Origin of the sequence: Shewanella sp. 4t3-1-2LB (assembly GCF_017368415.1) — a bacterium.
GTDB classification, from domain to species: domain Bacteria; phylum Pseudomonadota; class Gammaproteobacteria; order Enterobacterales; family Shewanellaceae; genus Shewanella; species Shewanella fodinae.
In genome coordinates this window covers 61,936-81,090 of sequence record NZ_JAFNJD010000013.1, presented here as the reverse complement: position 1 = coordinate 81,090, position 19,155 = coordinate 61,936, and the positions used below count along the sequence as shown (strand labels likewise).

At 48.8% G+C, this 19,155-nt stretch carries 17 protein-coding genes; 5 read left to right on the top strand and 12 right to left on the bottom strand.

Annotated elements, in window-relative coordinates:
• Positions 1–152: 152 nt before the first annotated feature.
• The 4 genes from J3L11_RS07030 to purM form a co-directional block, all read right to left on the bottom strand.
• Positions 153–1,787 carry a M28 family metallopeptidase gene (locus J3L11_RS07030; protein WP_207570587.1) on the bottom strand — a complete coding sequence of 545 codons (1,635 nt, stop codon included), beginning with the start codon at positions 1,785–1,787 and terminating at the stop codon, positions 153–155.
• 142 nt (positions 1,788–1,929) lie between these two features.
• The gene (locus J3L11_RS07025; RefSeq protein ID WP_133039081.1) at positions 1,930–2,688 is read right to left on the bottom strand and encodes an HAD-IIA family hydrolase; all 759 of its coding nucleotides are present in this window, start codon (positions 2,686–2,688) and stop codon (positions 1,930–1,932) included.
• A gap of 88 nt (positions 2,689–2,776) precedes the next feature.
• The gene (purN, locus tag J3L11_RS07020) at positions 2,777–3,418 is read right to left on the bottom strand and encodes a phosphoribosylglycinamide formyltransferase (protein ID WP_133039082.1); all 642 of its coding nucleotides are present in this window, start codon (positions 3,416–3,418) and stop codon (positions 2,777–2,779) included.
• Complete coding sequence (gene purM / locus J3L11_RS07015; RefSeq protein WP_207570585.1) at positions 3,418–4,455, bottom strand: phosphoribosylformylglycinamidine cyclo-ligase; 1,038 nt, start codon at positions 4,453–4,455, stop codon at positions 3,418–3,420. The genes purN and purM overlap by 1 nt, the downstream gene beginning before the upstream one ends.
• 249 nt (positions 4,456–4,704) lie before the next feature.
• On the opposite strand from purM, the gene upp reads away from it, so the two are divergent.
• Positions 4,705–5,331 (top strand): uracil phosphoribosyltransferase, encoded by a 627-nt coding sequence (gene upp / locus J3L11_RS07010; RefSeq protein WP_133039084.1) that lies wholly within the window; start codon positions 4,705–4,707, stop codon positions 5,329–5,331.
• 52 nt (positions 5,332–5,383) lie between these two features.
• Here the strand turns inward: upp and J3L11_RS07005 are convergent, their stop codons facing one another.
• Positions 5,384–6,703: a Na+/H+ antiporter family protein gene (locus J3L11_RS07005; protein ID WP_207570584.1), complete on the bottom strand. Its 1,320-nt coding sequence runs from the start codon at positions 6,701–6,703 to the stop codon at positions 5,384–5,386.
• A gap of 278 nt (positions 6,704–6,981) precedes the next feature.
• On the opposite strand from J3L11_RS07005, the gene J3L11_RS07000 reads away from it, so the two are divergent.
• Positions 6,982–7,587 carry a peroxiredoxin C gene (locus J3L11_RS07000; protein WP_189616055.1) on the top strand — a complete coding sequence of 202 codons (606 nt, stop codon included), beginning with the start codon at positions 6,982–6,984 and terminating at the stop codon, positions 7,585–7,587.
• A gap of 69 nt (positions 7,588–7,656) precedes the next feature.
• Here the strand turns inward: J3L11_RS07000 and J3L11_RS06995 are convergent, their stop codons facing one another.
• From J3L11_RS06995 to J3L11_RS06970, 6 genes are all read right to left on the bottom strand, one after another.
• Positions 7,657–8,796, bottom strand: coding sequence for a cupin domain-containing protein (locus J3L11_RS06995; RefSeq protein WP_207570583.1), 1,140 nt, complete (start codon positions 8,794–8,796; stop codon positions 7,657–7,659).
• Between the two features lie 65 nt (positions 8,797–8,861).
• Entirely contained in the window at positions 8,862–10,232 is a 1,371-nt protein-coding gene (gene purB, locus J3L11_RS06990; protein WP_189616060.1) for an adenylosuccinate lyase, read from the bottom strand.
• 26 nt (positions 10,233–10,258) lie between these two features.
• Positions 10,259–10,876 (bottom strand): high frequency lysogenization protein HflD, encoded by a 618-nt coding sequence (hflD, locus tag J3L11_RS06985; RefSeq protein ID WP_133039089.1) that lies wholly within the window; start codon positions 10,874–10,876, stop codon positions 10,259–10,261.
• Positions 10,877–10,879: 3 nt separating this feature from the next.
• Positions 10,880–11,995, bottom strand: coding sequence for a tRNA 2-thiouridine(34) synthase MnmA (gene mnmA, locus J3L11_RS06980; protein WP_207570582.1), 1,116 nt, complete (start codon positions 11,993–11,995; stop codon positions 10,880–10,882).
• A 146-nt stretch (positions 11,996–12,141) separates the two neighbouring features.
• Positions 12,142–12,639: an NUDIX hydrolase gene (locus J3L11_RS06975; protein ID WP_207570581.1), complete on the bottom strand. Its 498-nt coding sequence runs from the start codon at positions 12,637–12,639 to the stop codon at positions 12,142–12,144.
• Complete coding sequence (locus J3L11_RS06970) at positions 12,632–13,270, bottom strand: pseudouridine synthase (RefSeq protein ID WP_242695125.1); 639 nt, start codon at positions 13,268–13,270, stop codon at positions 12,632–12,634. Before J3L11_RS06970 ends, J3L11_RS06975 begins: the two co-directional genes overlap by 8 nt.
• Before the next feature lie 320 nt (positions 13,271–13,590).
• On the opposite strand from J3L11_RS06970, the gene J3L11_RS06965 reads away from it, so the two are divergent.
• Entirely contained in the window at positions 13,591–15,816 is a 2,226-nt protein-coding gene (locus J3L11_RS06965) for an NADP-dependent isocitrate dehydrogenase (RefSeq protein ID WP_207570580.1), read from the top strand.
• Between the two features lie 101 nt (positions 15,817–15,917).
• Here J3L11_RS06965 and cspD read toward each other — a convergent pair whose 3' ends face one another.
• Complete coding sequence (cspD, locus tag J3L11_RS06960) at positions 15,918–16,124, bottom strand: cold shock domain-containing protein CspD (protein ID WP_133039094.1); 207 nt, start codon at positions 16,122–16,124, stop codon at positions 15,918–15,920.
• Positions 16,125–16,476: 352 nt separating this feature from the next.
• On the opposite strand from cspD, the gene clpS reads away from it, so the two are divergent.
• Both clpS and clpA read left to right on the top strand, forming a co-directional pair.
• A complete protein-coding gene (gene clpS / locus J3L11_RS06955; protein ID WP_133039095.1) occupies positions 16,477–16,785 on the top strand; it encodes an ATP-dependent Clp protease adapter ClpS in 309 nt (102 codons plus the stop codon).
• Between the two features lie 30 nt (positions 16,786–16,815).
• Positions 16,816–19,074, top strand: coding sequence for an ATP-dependent Clp protease ATP-binding subunit ClpA (gene clpA, locus J3L11_RS06950; protein WP_189616069.1), 2,259 nt, complete (start codon positions 16,816–16,818; stop codon positions 19,072–19,074).
• The last annotated feature ends 81 nt before the right edge of the window (positions 19,075–19,155 follow it).

Here is a 19,155-nt window from a genome sequence, read left to right as displayed (position 1 = left end):
GTTATTTGCCTCTTTGACTTCGCTAAAAATCGAGGAAGCATTTAGCATGAGTAGATATACGGGCAAAGCCCTTTCATGAATGATAACCACCTACTGAAGTAGGTGGTTTTGGGCTGACAATAAAAAAGCGCCCGCAGGCGCTTGTTTATGAGTCAGAGTTTTATGTGGGTGGCGGGACGCAACGAGTAGAATTCGGTACCTTCATAGTAGCCGGGATGCGCATCGCTATTGCCCAGCATTGTTGCCGCTCGATAATAAACTGCCAGATCTTGCAAGGCCCCGGACAGATCCCAATCGGCCTGATATTCGTCGCAGGTGTTGTGATAACAGCCTTTCATGCGCTGTTGCATCTGCTCCTTGTATTTGGCGGTAGCCTCATCAATGGGCTCATTGCCACCTCCGGCAAAAACTGCTGGGACGCCATATTTGGCAAAACTGAAATGATCAGAACGGAAATAGCCACCAGATTCAGGATGTTGCTCACTTTTTACCTGGCGCTGCTGTTGATTAACGGCTGCAGTGAGATAGAGTTCCAGTTCAGATTTTCCTTTACCTACGATGGTAAAATCCTTGGTTTTACCGTAAATATTCGTACTATCAAGATTGAACACCCCAATGGTGTGCTCAAGCGGGAACAATGGGTGTTCTGCATAATAACGAGAACCTAATAGTCCCTGTTCTTCGCCTGTGGTTACCACAAATGTTACCGAGCGTCTAATCCCATGTCCGGCTTTGGCGGCCGCCGTAAACTGACGTGCAATGGCTAACATGCCAGCAACGCCTGGCGCATTGTCCATCGCACCGTTGAAAATCTTATCGCCTTCCAAGGTGTCATCTTTACCTAAATGATCCCAGTGACCGGTAAACAGGATGTGTTCATCGGCGTTAACCGTTCCTGGTAGATTTGCGACGACGTTGTAGCTCTCGCCATAGTTAGCACTGTTAGCAAAGCTAATGGTCGCCGTCTGCCCTAATGGTAACTGTGTGGGTTTGTGGGCTGCTTGGTTGATTGCCAAGTCTAATGCATGCCCCGCTTTAGCAAATACTGCCGTGGCGGCATCTAGGGTTATCCAGCCTTCTACTGTTACTCGTGGCTGCGCATTTTCAGTGACCAGATCTTGCTGTGGCCCGGTCCAACTGTGTTCCACTACCGACCAAGGATAAGACGCGGCCTCTGTTTGATGAATGATAATGGCGCCAACGGCTCCCTGACGACTGGCTTCTTCATACTTGTATGTCCAGCGACCGTAATAAGTCATGGCTTTACCGTCAAATTTTCCAGAATCTGGGTTGGCGAATCCAGGATCGTTTACCAAGATCAGTGCAATTTTGCCGTGCATGTCTATACCTTGATAATCGTTCCAACCGTATTCTGGCGCATTGATACCATACCCCACAAAAACCAATGGCGCGTTTTCAATATCCACGCGTTTAATATCGTGATGGCTGTTCAGGACAATGTCTTTACGGTATTGCAGCGGTATACCTGCCAGGGTGATCTGCTGCTGTTCGCTGGCGCTGTAACTGACCATCGGCACCTTTTGCAGGTAACTGCCATCAGGCCCTGGCTGCATACCGATAGACTTAAAGGCATGCACCAGATAATCCAGTGTCATTTGCTCACCATGGGTGGTTAGTGCGCGGCCTTCAAAAGCGTCAGAGGCGAGTGTTTTTATATCGTTGCGATACAGCTGTTCATCAAAATGAAAACCGACAGCGGCTTCGCCACTGTCGTGAGTGCAGCCAGCGACGAGCGCCAGCACACAGAGTGGAACCAATAAGCGCATAAAGGAACCTGTTAATAGTTGTTATGATACTGGTGCTTGCCGCACCTCAGTGTGCCGTTATGATGGCGGAAAAACTTTGGCTTCGACAACCTCCATTTGTAAGCCTAATGTTACATAATGTGTCAGTGGTCTGGAGCGACTTTTACACCACATCAATATCGATGGCGCTGTCAAACACGTGATTGGGGCGGAAGGGTTCCAGCTCTATATCTTCACGGCGGGTGACGCCGGTCAGTACCAGAATGGTTTCAAGACCAGATTGGAAACCTGCGAGAATATCGGTGCGCATATTGTCGCCAATGATAACGGTGTTCTCGGAATGCGCGCCCATGTGATTCAGTGCCGAGCGAATGATTAACGGACTGGGCTTCCCAACATAAAACGGCTTACGGCCAGAGATCACTTCAATGGGTGCGCATAAGGCTCCACAGCCAGGACTGTAACTTGGGCCGTGGGTATCTGGATTCGTGGCAATGAACCGCGCACCTTTGGCGATAAAAGCGGCGGCTTTGCGGATCATGTCCCAATGGTAAGTGCGGGTTTCACCAACGATGACAAAATCCGGGTTGATATCCGTGATGGTGAAACCGGCATTGTAGAGCTCGTGAATTAACGCGCCTTCCCCAATAACATAGGCTTTGGCATTGTTGTCGCCATTCTGTTGTTTAAGAAAATTGGCGGTAGCCATAGCAGAGGTATAAAAACACTGCTCGGGAATTTCTGGGATCCCTGCTGCCGCCAGACGATTTTGCAGATCTTTACCGGTTTGCGCTGGATTGTTGGTCAGCACCACTAGCGGATTGCCTTGTTGCAGTATTCGTCCAATAAATTTGTCACTGCCAGGCACTAATTTGTTGTCGTGCATAAGCACGCCGTCGATATCACAGATAATATTTTTCATTGCCATCCCATGCGAAGCATTACCGCTTGTTCTGATAACTTAACAAGTTACAGAAAAACAGGGAACCCGAAGGTTCCCTGTCACTGGATTAGTCGGCTGCATAACCGGCAGCACCTAGTGGCTGATTATCCAGCCAAGCTTTGCCGTCGAGCATTTTTAGTCGCCCCTCGGCAAACCATTTCACCACCAGTGGGAGGATAGCATGTTCCTGTTCGTGTACCCGCTCAGCCAGTAGCTCGACAGTATCATCATCAAATACCGGCACCTTAGCTTGCAGAATGACTGGGCCAGCATCCAGCGTTGGAGTGACAAAATGCACGCTGGCACCATGCTCTTGCTCACCGGCTTCGATGGCGCGCTGATGCGTATGCAGACCGGTAAATTTAGGCAATAACGAGGGATGTATGTTTATCATGCGCCCCTGATACGCCTTGACCAACTCATCGCTGAGAATACGCATAAATCCCGCTAGAACTATGAGATCCGGCTGCAATTGCTCAATGGCTTCGCTAAGCCGCAAATCGTAGTCTGCCCTTGATTCTTCAGGATTAACCATAACGTAATGACTAGCGATGCCTGCTGCACGCGCTCTCACTAAGCCATAGGCATCCGCTTTGTTACTGATCACCCCAACTACCTGATAGGGCGCTTTGGGCAAAGCCTGATCCATAATTGCTTGTAAATTACTGCCGTTGCCGGAAATCAGTACCAGGACGCGACACACCGACATTAAATGATCTCCACCTGTTCGGTAGCATCACTTAATGCCGCTATTTCACCAATATGCCAAGCATTTTCACCATTTGCGTTGAGTAACGCTAACGCTGACTCGAGTTGAGCAACAGGCAACGCGATCACCATACCGACACCGCAGTTGAAGGTCCGGTACATTTCGTGGGTGTCGATGTTACCGTTGTCCTGTAGCCAGTGGAAAATAGCCGGCCATTGCCAGGAAGCACCCTTGATCACGGCTTTGCAGTCTTCGGGTAACACTCGCGGAATGTTTTCCCAGAAACCACCGCCGGTAATATGCGCCATTGCATGCACCGTATGTTGTTCCAGTAATTTGAGGCAGGACTTCACATAAATTTTGGTGGGTTCTAGCAAATGTTCGATAAGAGGCTTGCCTTGCAGCAACTGCGCAGGATCTGCCTGGCTGACTTCCAACACTTTACGGATCAAGGAATAGCCGTTTGAATGAGGACCGCTGGAGCCGAGGGCAATCAACGCATCACCAGGTTTTACCTGGCTACCATCGATAATGGCTTCCTTTTCTACAACCCCAACACAGAAACCTGCCAGATCATAATCAGCGCCTTCATACATGCCGGGCATTTCAGCGGTTTCACCGCCAATCAAAGCACAACCCGACTGAAAACAGCCTTCGCCAATACCGCTGACGACTGCAGTGGCTGCGGTAACATCGAGTTTACCCGTTGCGTAATAATCGAGGAAAAACAGTGGCTCTGCCCCTTGAACAATCAGGTCGTTGACACACATAGCCACCAGATCAATACCAACGCTGTCGTGTTTTTTGTAGTCAATGGCCAGACGCAACTTGGTGCCAACACCATCAGTACCTGACACCAGCACTGGATGTTTGTATTTGGTGGGGAGTTCGCACAAGGCACCGAAACCACCAAGGTTGCCCATCACCTCCGGGCGACGAGTGCGTTTAACGACAGCTTTAATGTTATTGACCAGAGCGTTGCCTGCATCGATATCAACGCCTGCATCTTTATAACTCAGTGGGGTAGGGTTACTCACTTGATCCTCTCGGGTACGTGGTTATGGGTTTTAATGCGGCAATATTCTATCAGTTTGGCCTTACGGTCGAAAGGCAAAGATGGCGCAGGAGTGTACCGATAGGGTTCACGAATCGGCGCAAAACTGAAACTTTATGTTTTCCGCAACAAGTAAATCTACTAAAATCCCGACGATTTGCCTGACTCGTGCAGACCCTGCATAACCTGCCCTGGCAGGCATACCCGCCCGCAAAAACTCAGGAGAAACACAATGAAAGTTGTCGAGGTTAAACACCCACTGGTCCGTCACAAAATCGGTCTGATGCGCGAAGGCGATATCAGCACCAAGCGTTTTCGTGAATTGGCCGCCGAGGTGGGCAGTTTATTAACCTACGAAGCAACAGCCGATTTTGAAACTGAAACTGTGACTATTCAAGGTTGGAATGGTCCAGTAGATGTGGATCAAATCAAAGGCAAAAAAGTTACTGTAGTGCCCATTTTGCGCGCTGGTCTCGGAATGATGGACGGGGTGCTGGAAAATATTCCCAGTGCCCGAATTTCCGTTGTCGGCATGTATCGCGATGAAAAGACACTGGAACCTGTACCTTACTTTGAAAAGCTCGCCAGCGATCTGAATGAGCGCTTGGCCTTAGTGGTTGACCCAATGCTCGCAACCGGTGGTTCAATGATTGCGACGATTGACCTGCTGAAACAACGAGGATGTACCTCAATCAAGGCATTGGTGCTGGTGGCCGCACCAGAAGGTCTGAAAGCATTGGAAAAAGCCCATCCAGATGTCGAGCTTTACTGTGCGTCAATCGATCGTTGCCTCAATGAAAATGGTTATATTCTGCCAGGACTCGGGGATGCCGGTGACAAGATCTTCGGTACCAAGTAAGTGTGATAAGTGATGAAGAAGCCCGCATTCGTGCGGGCTTTTTTACGGTTGATTACAGCACCATTGCGGCAATCCAGCCAAATATCAGCAACGGAATGTTGTAGTGAATAAAGGTCGGGATGACGCTATCACGGATATGGTCATGTTGGCCATCCGCATTTAACCCAGACGTCGGGCCCAAGGTTGAGTCAGAGGCCGGAGAGCCAGCATCGCCGAGTGCTGCGGCCGTGCCTACCAGCGCAATTACCGCGGGGGGAGAAAAGCCAAAGTGCAGTGCCAGAGGCACATAGATGGTGGCAATAATCGGAATGGTTGAAAACGACGAGCCAATCCCCATGGTGATCAGCAGTCCCACCAATAGCATTAGAAACGCCGCCAGTGACTTATTATTGCCAATCAATTCGCCAATAGTGTTGACCAGTGTCGCCACTTCACCGGTCTGATTGACCACCGCTGCAAAACCAGAAGCGGCAATCATGATGAAACCGATATTGGCCATCATGCGTACGCCACGGTTAAAAATATCCTCAGTATCACTGCGTTTTAGCACGCCCGTAATGCTGAAAATCATAAAGCCCGCCAACGCACCAAAGATCATTGACTCAGTTGTGAGTTGCACCACTAGCGTGGTCAGTACCGCGACGGCTGAAATCCAGATATTGCGTGTACGTGGTGCCGCAGCTGTTAGGCCAACGCTGGGCTCGGGCATGTGGTAATGTCGCGGTTTGCGATAAGAGATGAACACCGCCACCAGCAAGCCAAGCAGCATTCCTGCTCCCGGGAGCAGCATCGCTTTGGGAATCTCTCCGGCACTTACGGCCAGACCATTATGATTGAGATTCGCTAGCAGAATGTCATTAAGAAAGATGCCACCAAAGCCGATAGGTAACACCATATAAGTGGTGACGAGGCCGAAGGTCAGCACACAGGCTACCAGTCGACGATCCAGTTGTAGTCGCGTCATCAACTGTAACAGCGGGGGTATCAGAATGGGGATAAACGCAATATGGATTGGCAGCAGGTTCTGCGAACTGATCGACATCGCCAACAGTGCCACCAATAGCGTTGCTTTCACTACGTGTGTATTGCGACTATTTTGTTCCTGACCCAATAGTTTAATCACTGAGCCAGAAATCAAGCTGGTCAGGCCGGAGTGCGACAAGGCTACCGCAAATGCGCCTAATAAGGCATAGCTCAGCGCTATCTGCGCGCCTCCCCCGAGTCCGGTATTAAATGCCGCAATCGTTTGATTAAGTCCTAAGTTCCCTAATAGACCGGCAACCAATGCACTGATGGTTAGGGCAATAACAACATTGACCCGCAAGACACTTAACAACAACATCAGGCTCACGGCGATAACAACAGCATTCATAAGCGAATTTATCGTTTTTGTTAAAAGGATATTCTCAGGAACTGCTAGGGTGCTGTAAAGCTTCTGATCATAAAATGCTTAAAAATCTTGAACTACGGCAGTTGTGGCGACAATCACTAAGCTAAAATGGGCGATATTTAGGCAACTTGACGTGCTACCCCTTGAAAAAGGTGATATCGATCATAAATAGGTTGTGAGTTAACCCGCAGGTTTTATAATGCCTGTTAGTTAAACAGGATTTGCAAGTCACTACTCAATCCATAGATGGAGGAAATATAATGGGCGTATTAGTTAGCCGTCCGGCCCCTGATTTTACTGCAGCAGCAGTACTGGGAACTGGTGAAATTGTTGACAGTTTCAACCTGACCGCCGCAATCAAAGGAAAACCTGCAGTAGTGTTTTTCTACCCAATGGACTTTACTTTCGTATGTCCTTCCGAGCTGATTGCTTTTGATCACCGTCTGGAAGAGTTCAAAAAACGTGGTGTTGAAGTTATCGGCGTATCCATCGACTCTCAGTTTACTCACAATGCTTGGCGTAACACCCCGGTGAATCAAGGCGGGATTGGCCCAGTGAAATACACACTGGTGGCTGATGTTCGTCATGACATCTGCAAAGCTTACGATGTAGAACATCCAGAAGCTGGTGTGGCTTTCCGTGGTTCATTCCTGATTGATAAAGACGGTATTGTGCGTCACCAGGTTGTCAACGATTTACCTCTAGGCCGTAATGTAGATGAAATGCTGCGTATGATTGACGCATTGCAGTTCCATGAAGAACACGGTGAAGTTTGCCCCGCCGGCTGGCAGAAAGGCGAAAAGGGTATGAAAGATAGCCCTGATGGCGTTGCTGCATATCTGGCTGAAAATGCGGATAAACTGTAAACATTATTGATAATAAAAAAGCTGCCATAGGGCAGCTTTTTTATTGGTAGGCACGGATCAGATAACGAGTTACTCGGTATCAGCCAAATAACAATAACCTAGTTCAATCAATTTCAGCAGCAGTTGCTGAATACTTTCGCGTTGCAGCATCAGCAGTGCTTGTTCACTCGCGACACTGGTTTGATTTGCCAGCATTTCGGCATAATCGCGGTCGGCGGCGGCAAACTCAAAACAGTCGCCATTGATAAACAGTCGGTTTTCGCTATCGTTTTCTAACAACAGTACTTTCAGACCACCAATCCGGCTGATTACCGCACCATCCTGTAACGCCTGTTGTAGCTCCGCGGCATCAAGGCGATCGGCCTCACATATATCCAGTTCAAAACGGTTCTGACTCAGCAGTTTGCCGAGCATTGTCTGGTAGGCAGCAGGTTGTTGTGCCAATGATACCAGCAAATCCATCAACCCTTGTTGTTGTGCGCTAGGCACCAAGCCGGGGGCAACAGGCTCCGTTGTGGAAGTAAAACGTTGCTGCCCTTGATTGCTGTCAATCAGATAATCGGCCATCGATGACAGTAACTCTTGCTGACTGGGTGCACGAAAACCGATGGAGTAGGACATCGCCAGTGTCAGAGTGAAACCTTGGTGGGGGAATCCTGGCGGAATGTAGAGCATGTCGCCAGGTTCCAGAATATCGTCAATAATCGGTTGAAAATTCTCAATCAATGGGGAAGTGGTAACGCCACCACGTTGCTGATAATCACCAATATCACCAACGGTCCAGCGACGACGTCCTTCGCCTTGAATGATAAAAACATCATATTGATCAATATGTGGCCCAACCCCACCACCCGGGGTGGCAAATGACGCCATCAGGTCGTCAAAGCGCCAGTCTGGCAGAAATCGGAAGGCTTCCACCAACGGCTGCGAGTCTGGATACCAGTGATTGATGGCTTGCACCAGCAGTTGCCAGTTTTCTTCGCCATATTGATCGTAATCTTCAAATGGGCCATTGATCACCTGCCAGTTGTTGCCTTGATCCTGGGTGACGACCACACGGGCAGCAACTTCTTCTTCACAGGCCAAGCCTGCCAGTTCATCAGCGGCAATTGGATCGGTAAACCCTTTGAATGCCTGGCGGAAAATTACCGGCTTTTTTTGCCAAATTTCGGTCAGGAATTTCTCTTTATCTATAGTGAGCTGATACATAATTCACTCATGTGGTTTAAAAAAGGCGGTACCTAGTGGCACCGCCTGATATGTTAGTTGACCGACTATTTCAGTTCATCAACAAAGGCTTCTGCCCGGCCAATATAGGTGGCTGGCGTTAGTTTTTTCAGTTCAGCTTTGACTTCCGCTGGTAATGCCAGATTATCGATGAATGCTGCCATCTGTGTTGCATCAATACGTTTGCCGCGAGTCAATTCTTTGAGTTTTTCGTATGGTTTCTCAATCCCATAGCGCCTCATAACGGTTTGTACCGGCTCGGCCAGCACTTCCCAGTTATGATCCAGTTCATCACGCAGATGCGCTTCGTTGACTTCCAGCTTGCTGATGCCTTTCAAGGTGGCCTGATAGGCGATAAGCGAGTGTGCAAAACCAACCCCAAGATTACGCAGCACGGTGGAATCAGTCAGATCGCGTTGCCAGCGAGATACTGGTAGTTTTGCTGCTAGATGCTGCATCAAGGCATTGGCAATACCGAGATTGCCTTCGGAGTTTTCAAAATCGATAGGATTAACCTTGTGAGGCATGGTGGAGGAACCAATTTCACCCGCAATGGTTTTCTGCTTGAAATGCCCCAGTGCCACATAACCCCAGATATCCCGGTCAAAGTCCAGTAACACAGTATTGAAGCGGGCCACAGCATCAAACAATTCGGCGATGTAGTCATGCGGTTCAATCTGGGTAGTATAAGGATTCCAGTGCAATCCGAGACTGGTGACAAAGCGCTGTGACAAGGTGTGCCAGTCTACTTCAGGGTAGGCTGACAAATGCGCATTATAGTTACCTACCGCGCCGTTGATTTTGCCCATGATCTCAACCGCTTCAATCTGTTTCATTTGGCGTTCTAGGCGTACCGCCACGTTAGCCATCTCCTTGCCTAACGTGGAAGGCGAGGCGGGCTGCCCGTGGGTTCGCGACATCAGTGGTACAGTTTTGTAGGCTTTGGCTAAGGCTTTCACCGCATCGACAATTTTGCGACAGTAGGGCAGTAGGACTTGGGCACGCGCTTCTGTCAGCATCAGCCCATGAGATAGATTGTTGATGTCTTCTGAGGTGCAAGCAAAGTGCACAAACTCACTGACGGCTTTCAGTTCAGCATTTTCGGCGATTTTTTCTTTGATGAAATATTCCACCGCTTTTACATCGTGGTTGGTGGTGGCTTCAATGGCTTTTACCCGCAGGGCGTCATCGACACTGAAGTTATCGCGAATATTGTCCAATAGCGCCAGAGCTTGTTCACTGAACGGCGGCACTTCTTCAATATCCGGACAACTGGACAATAGTTTCAACCAGTTGATTTCAACTTGAACTCGATATTTGCTGAGACCGTACTCGCTGAATATCCCCCGAAGTTCGGCAGTTTTATTGCCATAGCGCCCGTCAACCGGGGAGATAGCAGTCAGTGCGGAAAGATCCATTGTAAGCTCCTTGATGAACTTGGCTTTTAGTATAGGGTGAGGCTGTTATTGGCCGTATCGACGATAGCCTTACGGGAAAATACCAATTGTCGGCGTTTTCCTCCCAGTTGGCGCCAGAGTACGGCACTGCGCATCGCTGCCAGCAGCAGGGCGCGTATTTTATTTTGTACTTGTTTCTGTTGCAGAATATGGGGATTGCCGGAAATCTGAATTTTCGGCCCCAGATTGCTGATGATATCGCTGTAGATGTCAGCAATGTTGGCAATCACCTGTTCATCGGTGACGGCAAAGTGTTGTAACTGTCGACGAACTTGCTGAATACGCTCAGACATCATCGCCAAGGCCGCATGGTTGCGGCTGAGTTTACGCTCCAGCGCCAGTAGGCCTACTAGATAGCGGGTGATTTCCACATCTTTCTGATGATTATCGCCAAGCTGATTGATCACCCAACGATAGCCATTTGCCAGCACTTTCTTGTCAGGATAAATATCATCAATGCTGTCAGGATCTGTCACCATAATGGTATTCAGCGCCGCAGCCAACTGCTCGTCATCGGTCTCACCGTGACGGGCGATATACTGAACTTGAGCCACAGCCTGCAGCGTTGCTGCCAGTGCCATGGTTCTGTCATGCAGTGTGTTCACTGATCACTCTCTTATCAAACTATCTATGATGCCGCCACCTAAGCAGATCTCACCGTCATAGAATACTGCTGACTGACCTGGTGTGACAGCAGCGACAGGGTTGTCAAAGATCACTTTGATCTCATCTTCGCCATTATAGCGAATCTGACAATCAATATCGGGTTGCCGATAACGGGTTTTGACGGTTAACCGTTGTCCGTCAACCGGACCTCGGTGGTCGACCCAATGCAATTGATGGGCGATTAAGCCTTGTGACATCAAACGCGGGTGATTGTGCCCTTGAGCGACCACTAATACGTTGCGCTTGAGGTCTTTGTCAACGGTGTACCACGGCTCTTCACTACCCTCTTTGGTGCCACCGATACCCAGTCCTTTACGTTGACCAAGTGTATGATACATCAAGCCTTGGTGAGTACCGATCACTTCACCGTCTACGGTTTCAATGTTACCCGGTTGTGCTGGCAGATAACGGCTGAGAAATTCGCTGAATTTACGCTCACCGATAAAACAGATGCCGGTACTGTCTTTTTTATCTGCTGTCACCAGCCCCAGTTCTTTGGCTATTTCCCGCACCCGAGGCTTCTCAATATCACCGACAGGGAACAGGCTCCGAGACAGCTGCTCATGGCCAAGCGTGTAGAGGAAATAACTCTGGTCTTTATTACTATCTGCACCACGTAGTAATGTAGTTTTATCGTTAAGCTCACCACGACGCACATAGTGGCCCATGGCAATGTAATCGGCGTCTAGAATGTCGTCGGCAAAATCAAGAAACGCTTTAAATTTAATCTCTTTATTGCACATGATATCGGGATTCGGGGTGCGGCCCGCTTTGTATTCTTCCAGAAAATACTCGAATACATTATCCCAATATTCCGCAGCAAAATTGACAGTATGCAGGGGGATCCCTAGCTTGTCACAAACAGCCTGAGCATCCTGCAAATCGGCCGCTGCGGAGCAATACTCGGTATCGTCATCCTCTTCCCAGTTTTTCATAAACAGCCCTTCAACCTGGTATCCTGCTTGTTTGAGCAGATAAGCCGATACCGAAGAGTCGACGCCGCCGGACATGCCAACGATAACTTTTTTTGCGGAAGGATTAGGGTCGATAAATGTCATAAACGCTGATTCACCGTTAAACACAGACTGGATTGGTTTCTCCCAGTATCTTGCCAGCATAAAGCTGCAATGCACTGCTACTTGCCGCTCAAGGAGTTGATGGCAATTAGAGAAAAATTAACCCGGATAATTGGTCGCGTATTCTATCACGGCTTGACGCCTGCGGCTAATGTCAGAAACTGCCAATTGAGCAACGCTAGGTCATACCTTGGTCCACTGCGATAACTGTCGATGGCGGCGGCAACCAATGGACTACGCAGCTTGGCTCCCAGTGTGCAAATCTCATCATAATCTAGCCAGTGTGCTGCAGTGATATCACTGTCCTGCGGTATGGCTTGCTGACAATGTGGCAGTTGGCAGCAAAAGGTAAATCGCAGGAACGCCAATTCGCTATTAGCACTGTATTGATCAATACGCAGCAGGTGCTGCGGTTGTATCGTTAGTCCGGTCTCTTCATACACTTCTCGAGCACAGGCCATAAGCAGGCTTTCGTTGGCTTCAAGATGTCCGGCAGGCTGATTAAATTTCTGTGCGCCGTTAATCCATTCTTCTACCATCAGAAATCTGTTTTCGGCCTCAATAACACAGGCAATGGTGACATTGGGGCGATATCGCACCTTGTTTCTTGTAGCAAAATCATTCATGCCATAAAGCCTCAATCTGTTGCGCTGTTAATGACTGGGAGGCGCCGTTGGCCAACCGCTCGCCGCCGCAGTCCAGAGAGCATTTACCAATGGCATAGCGAATTAAACGCAGGGTGGGGTAGCCGACATGAGCAGTCATACGCCGCACCTGTCGGTTGCGACCTTCGCGGATTTGTATCTCTAGCCAACAGTCGGGAATGGATTTGCGTTCACGTACCGGCGGATCTCGCGGCCAGATGTCAGGAGCATCTATCCGCTGCACTCGCGCTGGAAGCGTTACACCATCCTTTAGCATTACTCCGTTACGTAACTGCTCAAGCGCTGTGTCACTGATCTCGCCTTCTACTTGGACCCAGTAGGTTTTGTAGGTGTGGCGAGTCGGAGCCGTCAGTTTCGCCTGTAATTTGCCATTGTTTGTTAGTAGCAATAGACCTTCACTGTCACGGTCCAAACGTCCGGCGGCATATACGTGAGGTTCATCAATAAAATCTTTGAGCGTCTTACGGCCTGCTTCATCAGTAAACTGGCACAAAACGTCAAACGGCTTATTGAATATAATCACTTTGGTATTTTGCTTGCTGACTACGGGCTTGCTGCTGGGCCGCGCCTGATTTGACATGGCACGGGGCATTGTGGAAGCGCTCCGATTGTGGCTATGCCTCGGGTGCTTGACTCTGGACGTCATGATGTGAAGACGGGATCTCAGGTAAAAATAAAGGAGATCTTATCATATCTGCGACATTCGTCTAAGGATTGCCATCGCCTGCCGGAATTTGAATCTTGGGCGGAATGCTCTATGATGTTCGCCAAAATGTGATCTGAAGCCCGTTTTTAGCGCGTGGATTTTCTTGTCGAACCGATTGATAGAAGGGCATTTTATTAATAGTTAAGACAAAGTTTAAAACGGGATGCAGTTGTCTCTCTTTCTTGCAAACGAACGTAGGACCCAAAATGACCGATAAAACTCCCACCATCATCTATACGGAAACAGATGAAGCGCCTGCGTTGGCGACCTTGTCACTGCTGCCTATCATCCAACATTTTACCAAAACTGCTGGGATCAATGTTGAAACCCGTGATATATCACTGTCGGGTCGCATTATCGCGGCTTTCCCAGAGCGTTTGACGGCAGAGCAGCAGATTGGTGACCACCTTGCGGAACTCGGTGCGCTAGCGACAACACCAGAAGCTAATATCATTAAATTGCCCAATATCAGTGCCTCAGTTCCACAGTTGAAAGCCTGCATCAAAGAACTGCAGGCGAAAGGCTATGCCTTGCCGGATTACCCAGAAGAGCCTGCAACCGAGGAAGAAAAAGAGGCTAAATCTCGCTACGATAAAATCAAAGGCAGTGCCGTGAACCCGGTACTCCGTGAAGGTAACTCCGATCGTCGGGCGCCGTTATCGGTCAAACAATATGCTCGCAAACATCCTCACTCTATGGGGGCTTGGAGTAAAGATTCTAAGTCCCATGTGGCTCATATGGACCACGGTGATTTCTATGGCAGCGAAAAATCGGTCACTCTGCCTGCTGCTGACACGGTCTCCATTGTGTTGGAGCAGCACGATGGACACAAAATTACTCTGAAACAAGGGCTTAAGTTGCTGGCTGGGGAAATCATCGACGCCTCGGTAATGAGTGTCCGTGAACTTAGTGCTTTTTATGAGCAACAGATCGCTGCTGCAAAGTCAGAAGGTGTGTTGCTGTCGCTGCATTTGAAAGCCACCATGATGAAGGTGTCTGATCCTGTGCTGTTCGGATACGCTGTCAAAGCCTATTACAAGGCGCTGTTTGCCAAACATGCCGATACTTTTAAAGCGATTGGTGTCGATGTTAATAACGGTTTTGGCGATGTGGTTGCTCGTATCGCCGAGCTGCCATCTACCCAGAAAGCCGCCATTGAAGCGGACATTGCGGCGATTTATGCGGCTCAGCCACCACTGGCAATGGTAAACTCCGACAAGGGTATCACTAACCTGCATGTGCCAAGTGATGTCATTATCGATGCTTCTATGCCCGCCGCTATACGCGCTGGTGGCAAGATGTGGGGACCTGATGGGCAGTTGCATGACATCAAAGCGATGATCCCGGACCGTTGCTATGCTGGCGTTTATGAAGAGGCTATCAATTTCTGTAAAGAGCATGGGGCTTTTGACCCGGCGACGATGGGCACTGTGCCCAACGTGGGATTGATGGCGCAGAAAGCAGAAGAGTACGGCAGCCATGACAAAACTTTCGAAATACCGGCTGCCGGGGTGGTGAAAGTGCTCAATGCTGTTGGTGAAGTGTTGCTGGCCCACGAAGTAGAGCAAGGCGATATTTGGCGCATGTGTCAGGCGAAAGATGCGCCGATCCGTGATTGGGTTAAATTAGCCGTGCGTCGTGCCCGGTTGTCAAATACTCCAGCGGTATTTTGGTTGGATGAAAATCGTGCTCATGATGCGCAGGTTATTGCTAAGGTCAAAGCGTATCTACCAGAAGAAGATACCAGTGGCTTGGATATCCAGATCCTGGAACCCAAGGCGGCAGCCCGGTTATCGTTAACCCGCATGAAAACAGGTCAGGACACCATTTCGGTGACCGGTAACGTGTTGCGCGATTACCTTACCGATCTATTCCCCATTCTGGAACTGGGAACCAGTGCCAAGATGTTATCTATCGTGCCGTTGATGAATGGTGGTGGCCTGTTTGAAACCGGTGCCGGCGGTAGTGCGCCTAAACATGTGCAGCAATTTATTGAAGAAGACCATTTGCGTTGGGATTCTCTGGGTGAGTTCTTGGCACTCGGTGCTTCACTGGAGCATTTGAGCCAGACCACAGGTAACGCCAAAGCCCAAGTTTTGGCCGATTGTTTGGATAAAGCGATTGGGGAATTCCTCGACTTAAATAAGTCGCCTTCACGCAAAGTCGGTGAAATAGATAACCGTGGTAGCCACTATTTCTTGGCGCAGTATTGGGCCAAAGCGTTAGCGGCTCAGGATAAAGATGTCGCCTTGCAGCAGCATTTTGCGCCATTGGCTGAAGCGCTGATTGCTAAGGAAGCACAGATTGTCGCCGAGCTAAATGGTGTACAAGGGAACCCTGTTGACATGGGCGGTTATTATCGCCCAGATCATCAGTTGGCAGCTGCCGCTATGCGCCCGAGTGCAACGCTGAACGCATTGATGACTGCTTGATACGTATGGCATTGGCAGTTATGACAATAGCTGCCTCTTAGCTTTTATTGCTCAAAATAAAAGGCGGGTAATTACCCGCCTTTATACAATATTTTCAGTTTTTACTTAGCGGGAGAAATGGACGAGGCATGCATGCCTTTTGGACCTTTCTCAACCTCAAATTCAACTGGCTGGCCGGCTTTCAGTGTACGATAGCCATCCATATCAATGGTTGAATAGTGCGCGAATACGTCTTCACCACCTTCATCAGGGCAGATAAACCCGAATCCCTTGGCGTTGTTGAACCACTTAACAGTTCCGCTTGCCATACATCTACTTCCTTCTTATGTCTGCATCCAACTAAACTGTCGACACTGAACATGGCCGACTGTTCACCACTCGCTGTACAGGATGTAAGCAGTTACATTGGAAGTCAAGTGTTAAATTAACAAAAAATCAACACTACATTTGGCCAAAATTTAAACCAGACGTTACTGCATACGCTATTGTATTGATATCAGGGATTGAATGCTGCGATGTTAGGCCATATTTTGTCTGATAATGGGCTTAGACAACTTTGTCAGAAGCGCGTTATAGTGAGAGCGAGATCAAGTTTATTTTCCAGCATGTCGCTAACTCAACCAATTGGTGTGGGTCGAGGACAGAGGCTAATATTGAAGTATGAGCAAAAGTGGTCAAATTGAACAACTGGAAAGTGGCATTGAGCAGGAGCTGCAGCCACCACCAATGTATAAGGTCATTTTGAATAACGACGATTACACACCTATGGATTTCGTCATAGAAGTTCTTCAGCTGTTTTTCGGTAAAAATGAACAGGAGGCCACCAACCTGATGTTGATGGTACACCATCAAGGTAAAGCAGTCTGTGGGCTGTATCCGTTCGGGATTGCTGAGACCAAAGTGGTTCAGGTAAATCAGTTTGCCAGGCAAAACCAACATCCGTTACTGTGTTCGTTAGAGAAAGCGTAAATAAGCTATCACTGTGGTTAGGGGGTGCGTATGCTGAACAAAGATTTAGAAGTGACCTTGAACCTGGCGTTTCAGCAGGCCAGGGATGCCCGGCATGAATATATGACGGTTGAGCATCTGTTGTTGGCACTTATCGATAACCCCGCAGCCCGGGATGCGTTGTTGGCCTGTGGTGCCAATATCGACAAGTTAAGAGAGGACGTCGCAGCATTTATCGCTCAGACAACGCCAGTGATCACTGATCTAGGCGATGATCGGGAGACACAACCAACGCTCGGATTTCAGCGGGTGTTGCAGCGTGCTGTATTTCATGTGCAGTCCTCCGGACGCAATGAAGTCACGGGTGCCAATGTGTTGGTGGCGATATTTAGTGAGCAGGAATCGCAGGCGGTTTATCTGCTGCGACGCTGTGATGTCACTCGCTTAGATGTGGTGAACTATCTCTCGCATGGCGTTGCTAAAAATGAAGATAGCAATAACAACCCTGCTCAAGAGAATGTTGAAGAACAGAGTGAAAATGCTGAAGAGCGCAGCATGTTGTCGCAATTTGCTAGCAATCTGAATGAGTTGGCATTGCAAGGCAAAATTGATCCGCTGATTGGGCGTGATAATGAAATTGAACGTTCGATTCAGATCCTGTGCCGCCGCCGTAAAAATAATCCATTGCTGGTTGGTGAAGCGGGTGTTGGTAAAACGGCGATAGCTGAAGGCTTGGCCTATCGGATAGTGAATAACGCTGTACCTGAAATTATCAAAGATGCTACCGTCTATTCACTGGACATGGGCGCATTGCTGGCGGGTACTAAGTATCGTGGCGATTTTGAAAAGCGCTTTAAGAGTCTACTCAAGGAGCTGACTTCCGATCACAACGCCATCCTATTCATTGACGAAATCCATACGATTATCGGTGCTGGTGCGGCTTCTGGTGGTGTAATGGATGCGTCTAATCTACTGAAACCGCTGTTATCATCCGGCAGTCTGCGCTGTATGGGATCAACTACCTTCCAGGAATACCAAAGTATTTTTGAAAAGGATCGGGCATTAGCCCGGCGTTTTCAGAAAGTGGATATTGTCGAGCCGAGCGTGGCTGAAACCACCAAAATTCTTGAGGGTTTGAAGTCCCGTTACGAACAGCATCACAATGTACGTTATACCCATGCGGCATTGGCCAGTGCCGCTAGATTGTCTGACCGCCATATCAATGATCGACATTTGCCTGATAAGGCGATTGATGTCATTGATGAAGCGGGCGCGCGCATGGCCATGATGCCGCAAAGTCGCCGTAAAAAGACGATTGGTGAGCCAGAAATTGAAGCTGTCATCGCCAAAATGGCGCGTATTCCAGAAAAATCAGTCTCATCTACCGAGAAAGAGATGCTGAAAAATCTTGAGCGCAACCTCAAAATGGTGGTGTTTGGTCAAGATAAAGCGATTGAAAGCTTGAGTGCGTCGATTCGTCTGGCGCGCAGTGGTCTAGGTAATGACAACCGCCCCGTGGGCAGTTTCTTGTTTGCCGGCCCAACGGGTGTTGGTAAAACCGAGGTGACTAACCAGTTAGCACAATGTCTTGGTTTGCAGTTGGTACGTTTTGACATGTCGGAATACATGGAAAGTCATACCGTATCGCGTCTTATCGGGGCACCTCCAGGATATGTGGGGTTTGATCAGGGCGGCTTGTTAACCGATGCGGTTATTAAAAACCCGCATTGCGTGGTGTTATTGGATGAAATCGAAAAGGCACACCCAGATATCTATAACTTGTTGCTGCAGGTGATGGACCACGGCACGCTGACCGATAACAACGGCCGCAAAGCAGATTTCCGCCATGTAACATTGGTCATGACTACCAATGCCGGGGTTCAAGAAACTGTACGTAAATCTATCGGCTTCAAGCAACAGGATCATAGCTCAGATGCAATGTCTGAAATCAATCGTATTTTTTCACCAGAGTTCCGTAACCGTTTGGATGCCATTATTTGGTTCAACAGTTTGGATATGACCATTATTGCCAAGGTGGTGGATAAATTCTTGGTAGAACTGCAGGCGCAGTTGGACCAGAAGGGCGTTACCTTGGAAGTCAGTGACGAAGCCAGAACCCTGTTGGCGGAGAAAGGCTACGATAAGTCGATGGGGGCCAGGCCAATGGCTCGGGTTGTCAAGGACCTGCTTAAACGGCCATTGGCTGACGAGATCCTGTTTGGCAAACTGGAGGCGGGTGGTATTGCCCGTGTTGATGTCAAAGACGGTGAACTCGATATTCAGATAGAGACCCTAGAAAAAGTCTCCTAACGTTTACTAACTCAACGCAAATGGCTGCAATAGGCAGCCATTTTTTATGCAGAAAATCCGGTACATCAGGCAATCGCAGGG

Coding starts and splice junctions, on each gene's coding strand:
- cspD (WP_133039094.1), bottom strand. CDS start 16,124: ATGGCAAGCGGAACTGTTAAGTGGTTCAACAACGCCAAGGGATTCGGG.
- J3L11_RS07005 (WP_207570584.1), bottom strand. CDS start 6,703: ATGAATGCTGTTGTTATCGCCGTGAGCCTGATGTTGTTGTTAAGTGTC.
- upp (WP_133039084.1), top strand. CDS start 4,705: ATGAAAGTTGTCGAGGTTAAACACCCACTGGTCCGTCACAAAATCGGT.
- mnmA (WP_207570582.1), bottom strand. CDS start 11,995: ATGACATTTATCGACCCTAATCCTTCCGCAAAAAAAGTTATCGTTGGC.
- clpS (WP_133039095.1), top strand. CDS start 16,477: ATGAGCAAAAGTGGTCAAATTGAACAACTGGAAAGTGGCATTGAGCAG.
- J3L11_RS06965 (WP_207570580.1), top strand. CDS start 13,591: ATGACCGATAAAACTCCCACCATCATCTATACGGAAACAGATGAAGCG.
- J3L11_RS07030 (WP_207570587.1), bottom strand. CDS start 1,787: ATGCGCTTATTGGTTCCACTCTGTGTGCTGGCGCTCGTCGCTGGCTGC.
- purB (WP_189616060.1), bottom strand. CDS start 10,232: ATGGATCTTTCCGCACTGACTGCTATCTCCCCGGTTGACGGGCGCTAT.
- J3L11_RS06995 (WP_207570583.1), bottom strand. CDS start 8,796: ATGTATCAGCTCACTATAGATAAAGAGAAATTCCTGACCGAAATTTGG.
- J3L11_RS06975 (WP_207570581.1), bottom strand. CDS start 12,639: ATGAATGATTTTGCTACAAGAAACAAGGTGCGATATCGCCCCAATGTC.
- J3L11_RS07000 (WP_189616055.1), top strand. CDS start 6,982: ATGGGCGTATTAGTTAGCCGTCCGGCCCCTGATTTTACTGCAGCAGCA.
- J3L11_RS07025 (WP_133039081.1), bottom strand. CDS start 2,688: ATGAAAAATATTATCTGTGATATCGACGGCGTGCTTATGCACGACAAC.
- clpA (WP_189616069.1), top strand. CDS start 16,816: ATGCTGAACAAAGATTTAGAAGTGACCTTGAACCTGGCGTTTCAGCAG.
- J3L11_RS06970 (WP_242695125.1), bottom strand. CDS start 13,270: ATGCCCCGTGCCATGTCAAATCAGGCGCGGCCCAGCAGCAAGCCCGTA.
- purN (WP_133039082.1), bottom strand. CDS start 3,418: ATGTCGGTGTGTCGCGTCCTGGTACTGATTTCCGGCAACGGCAGTAAT.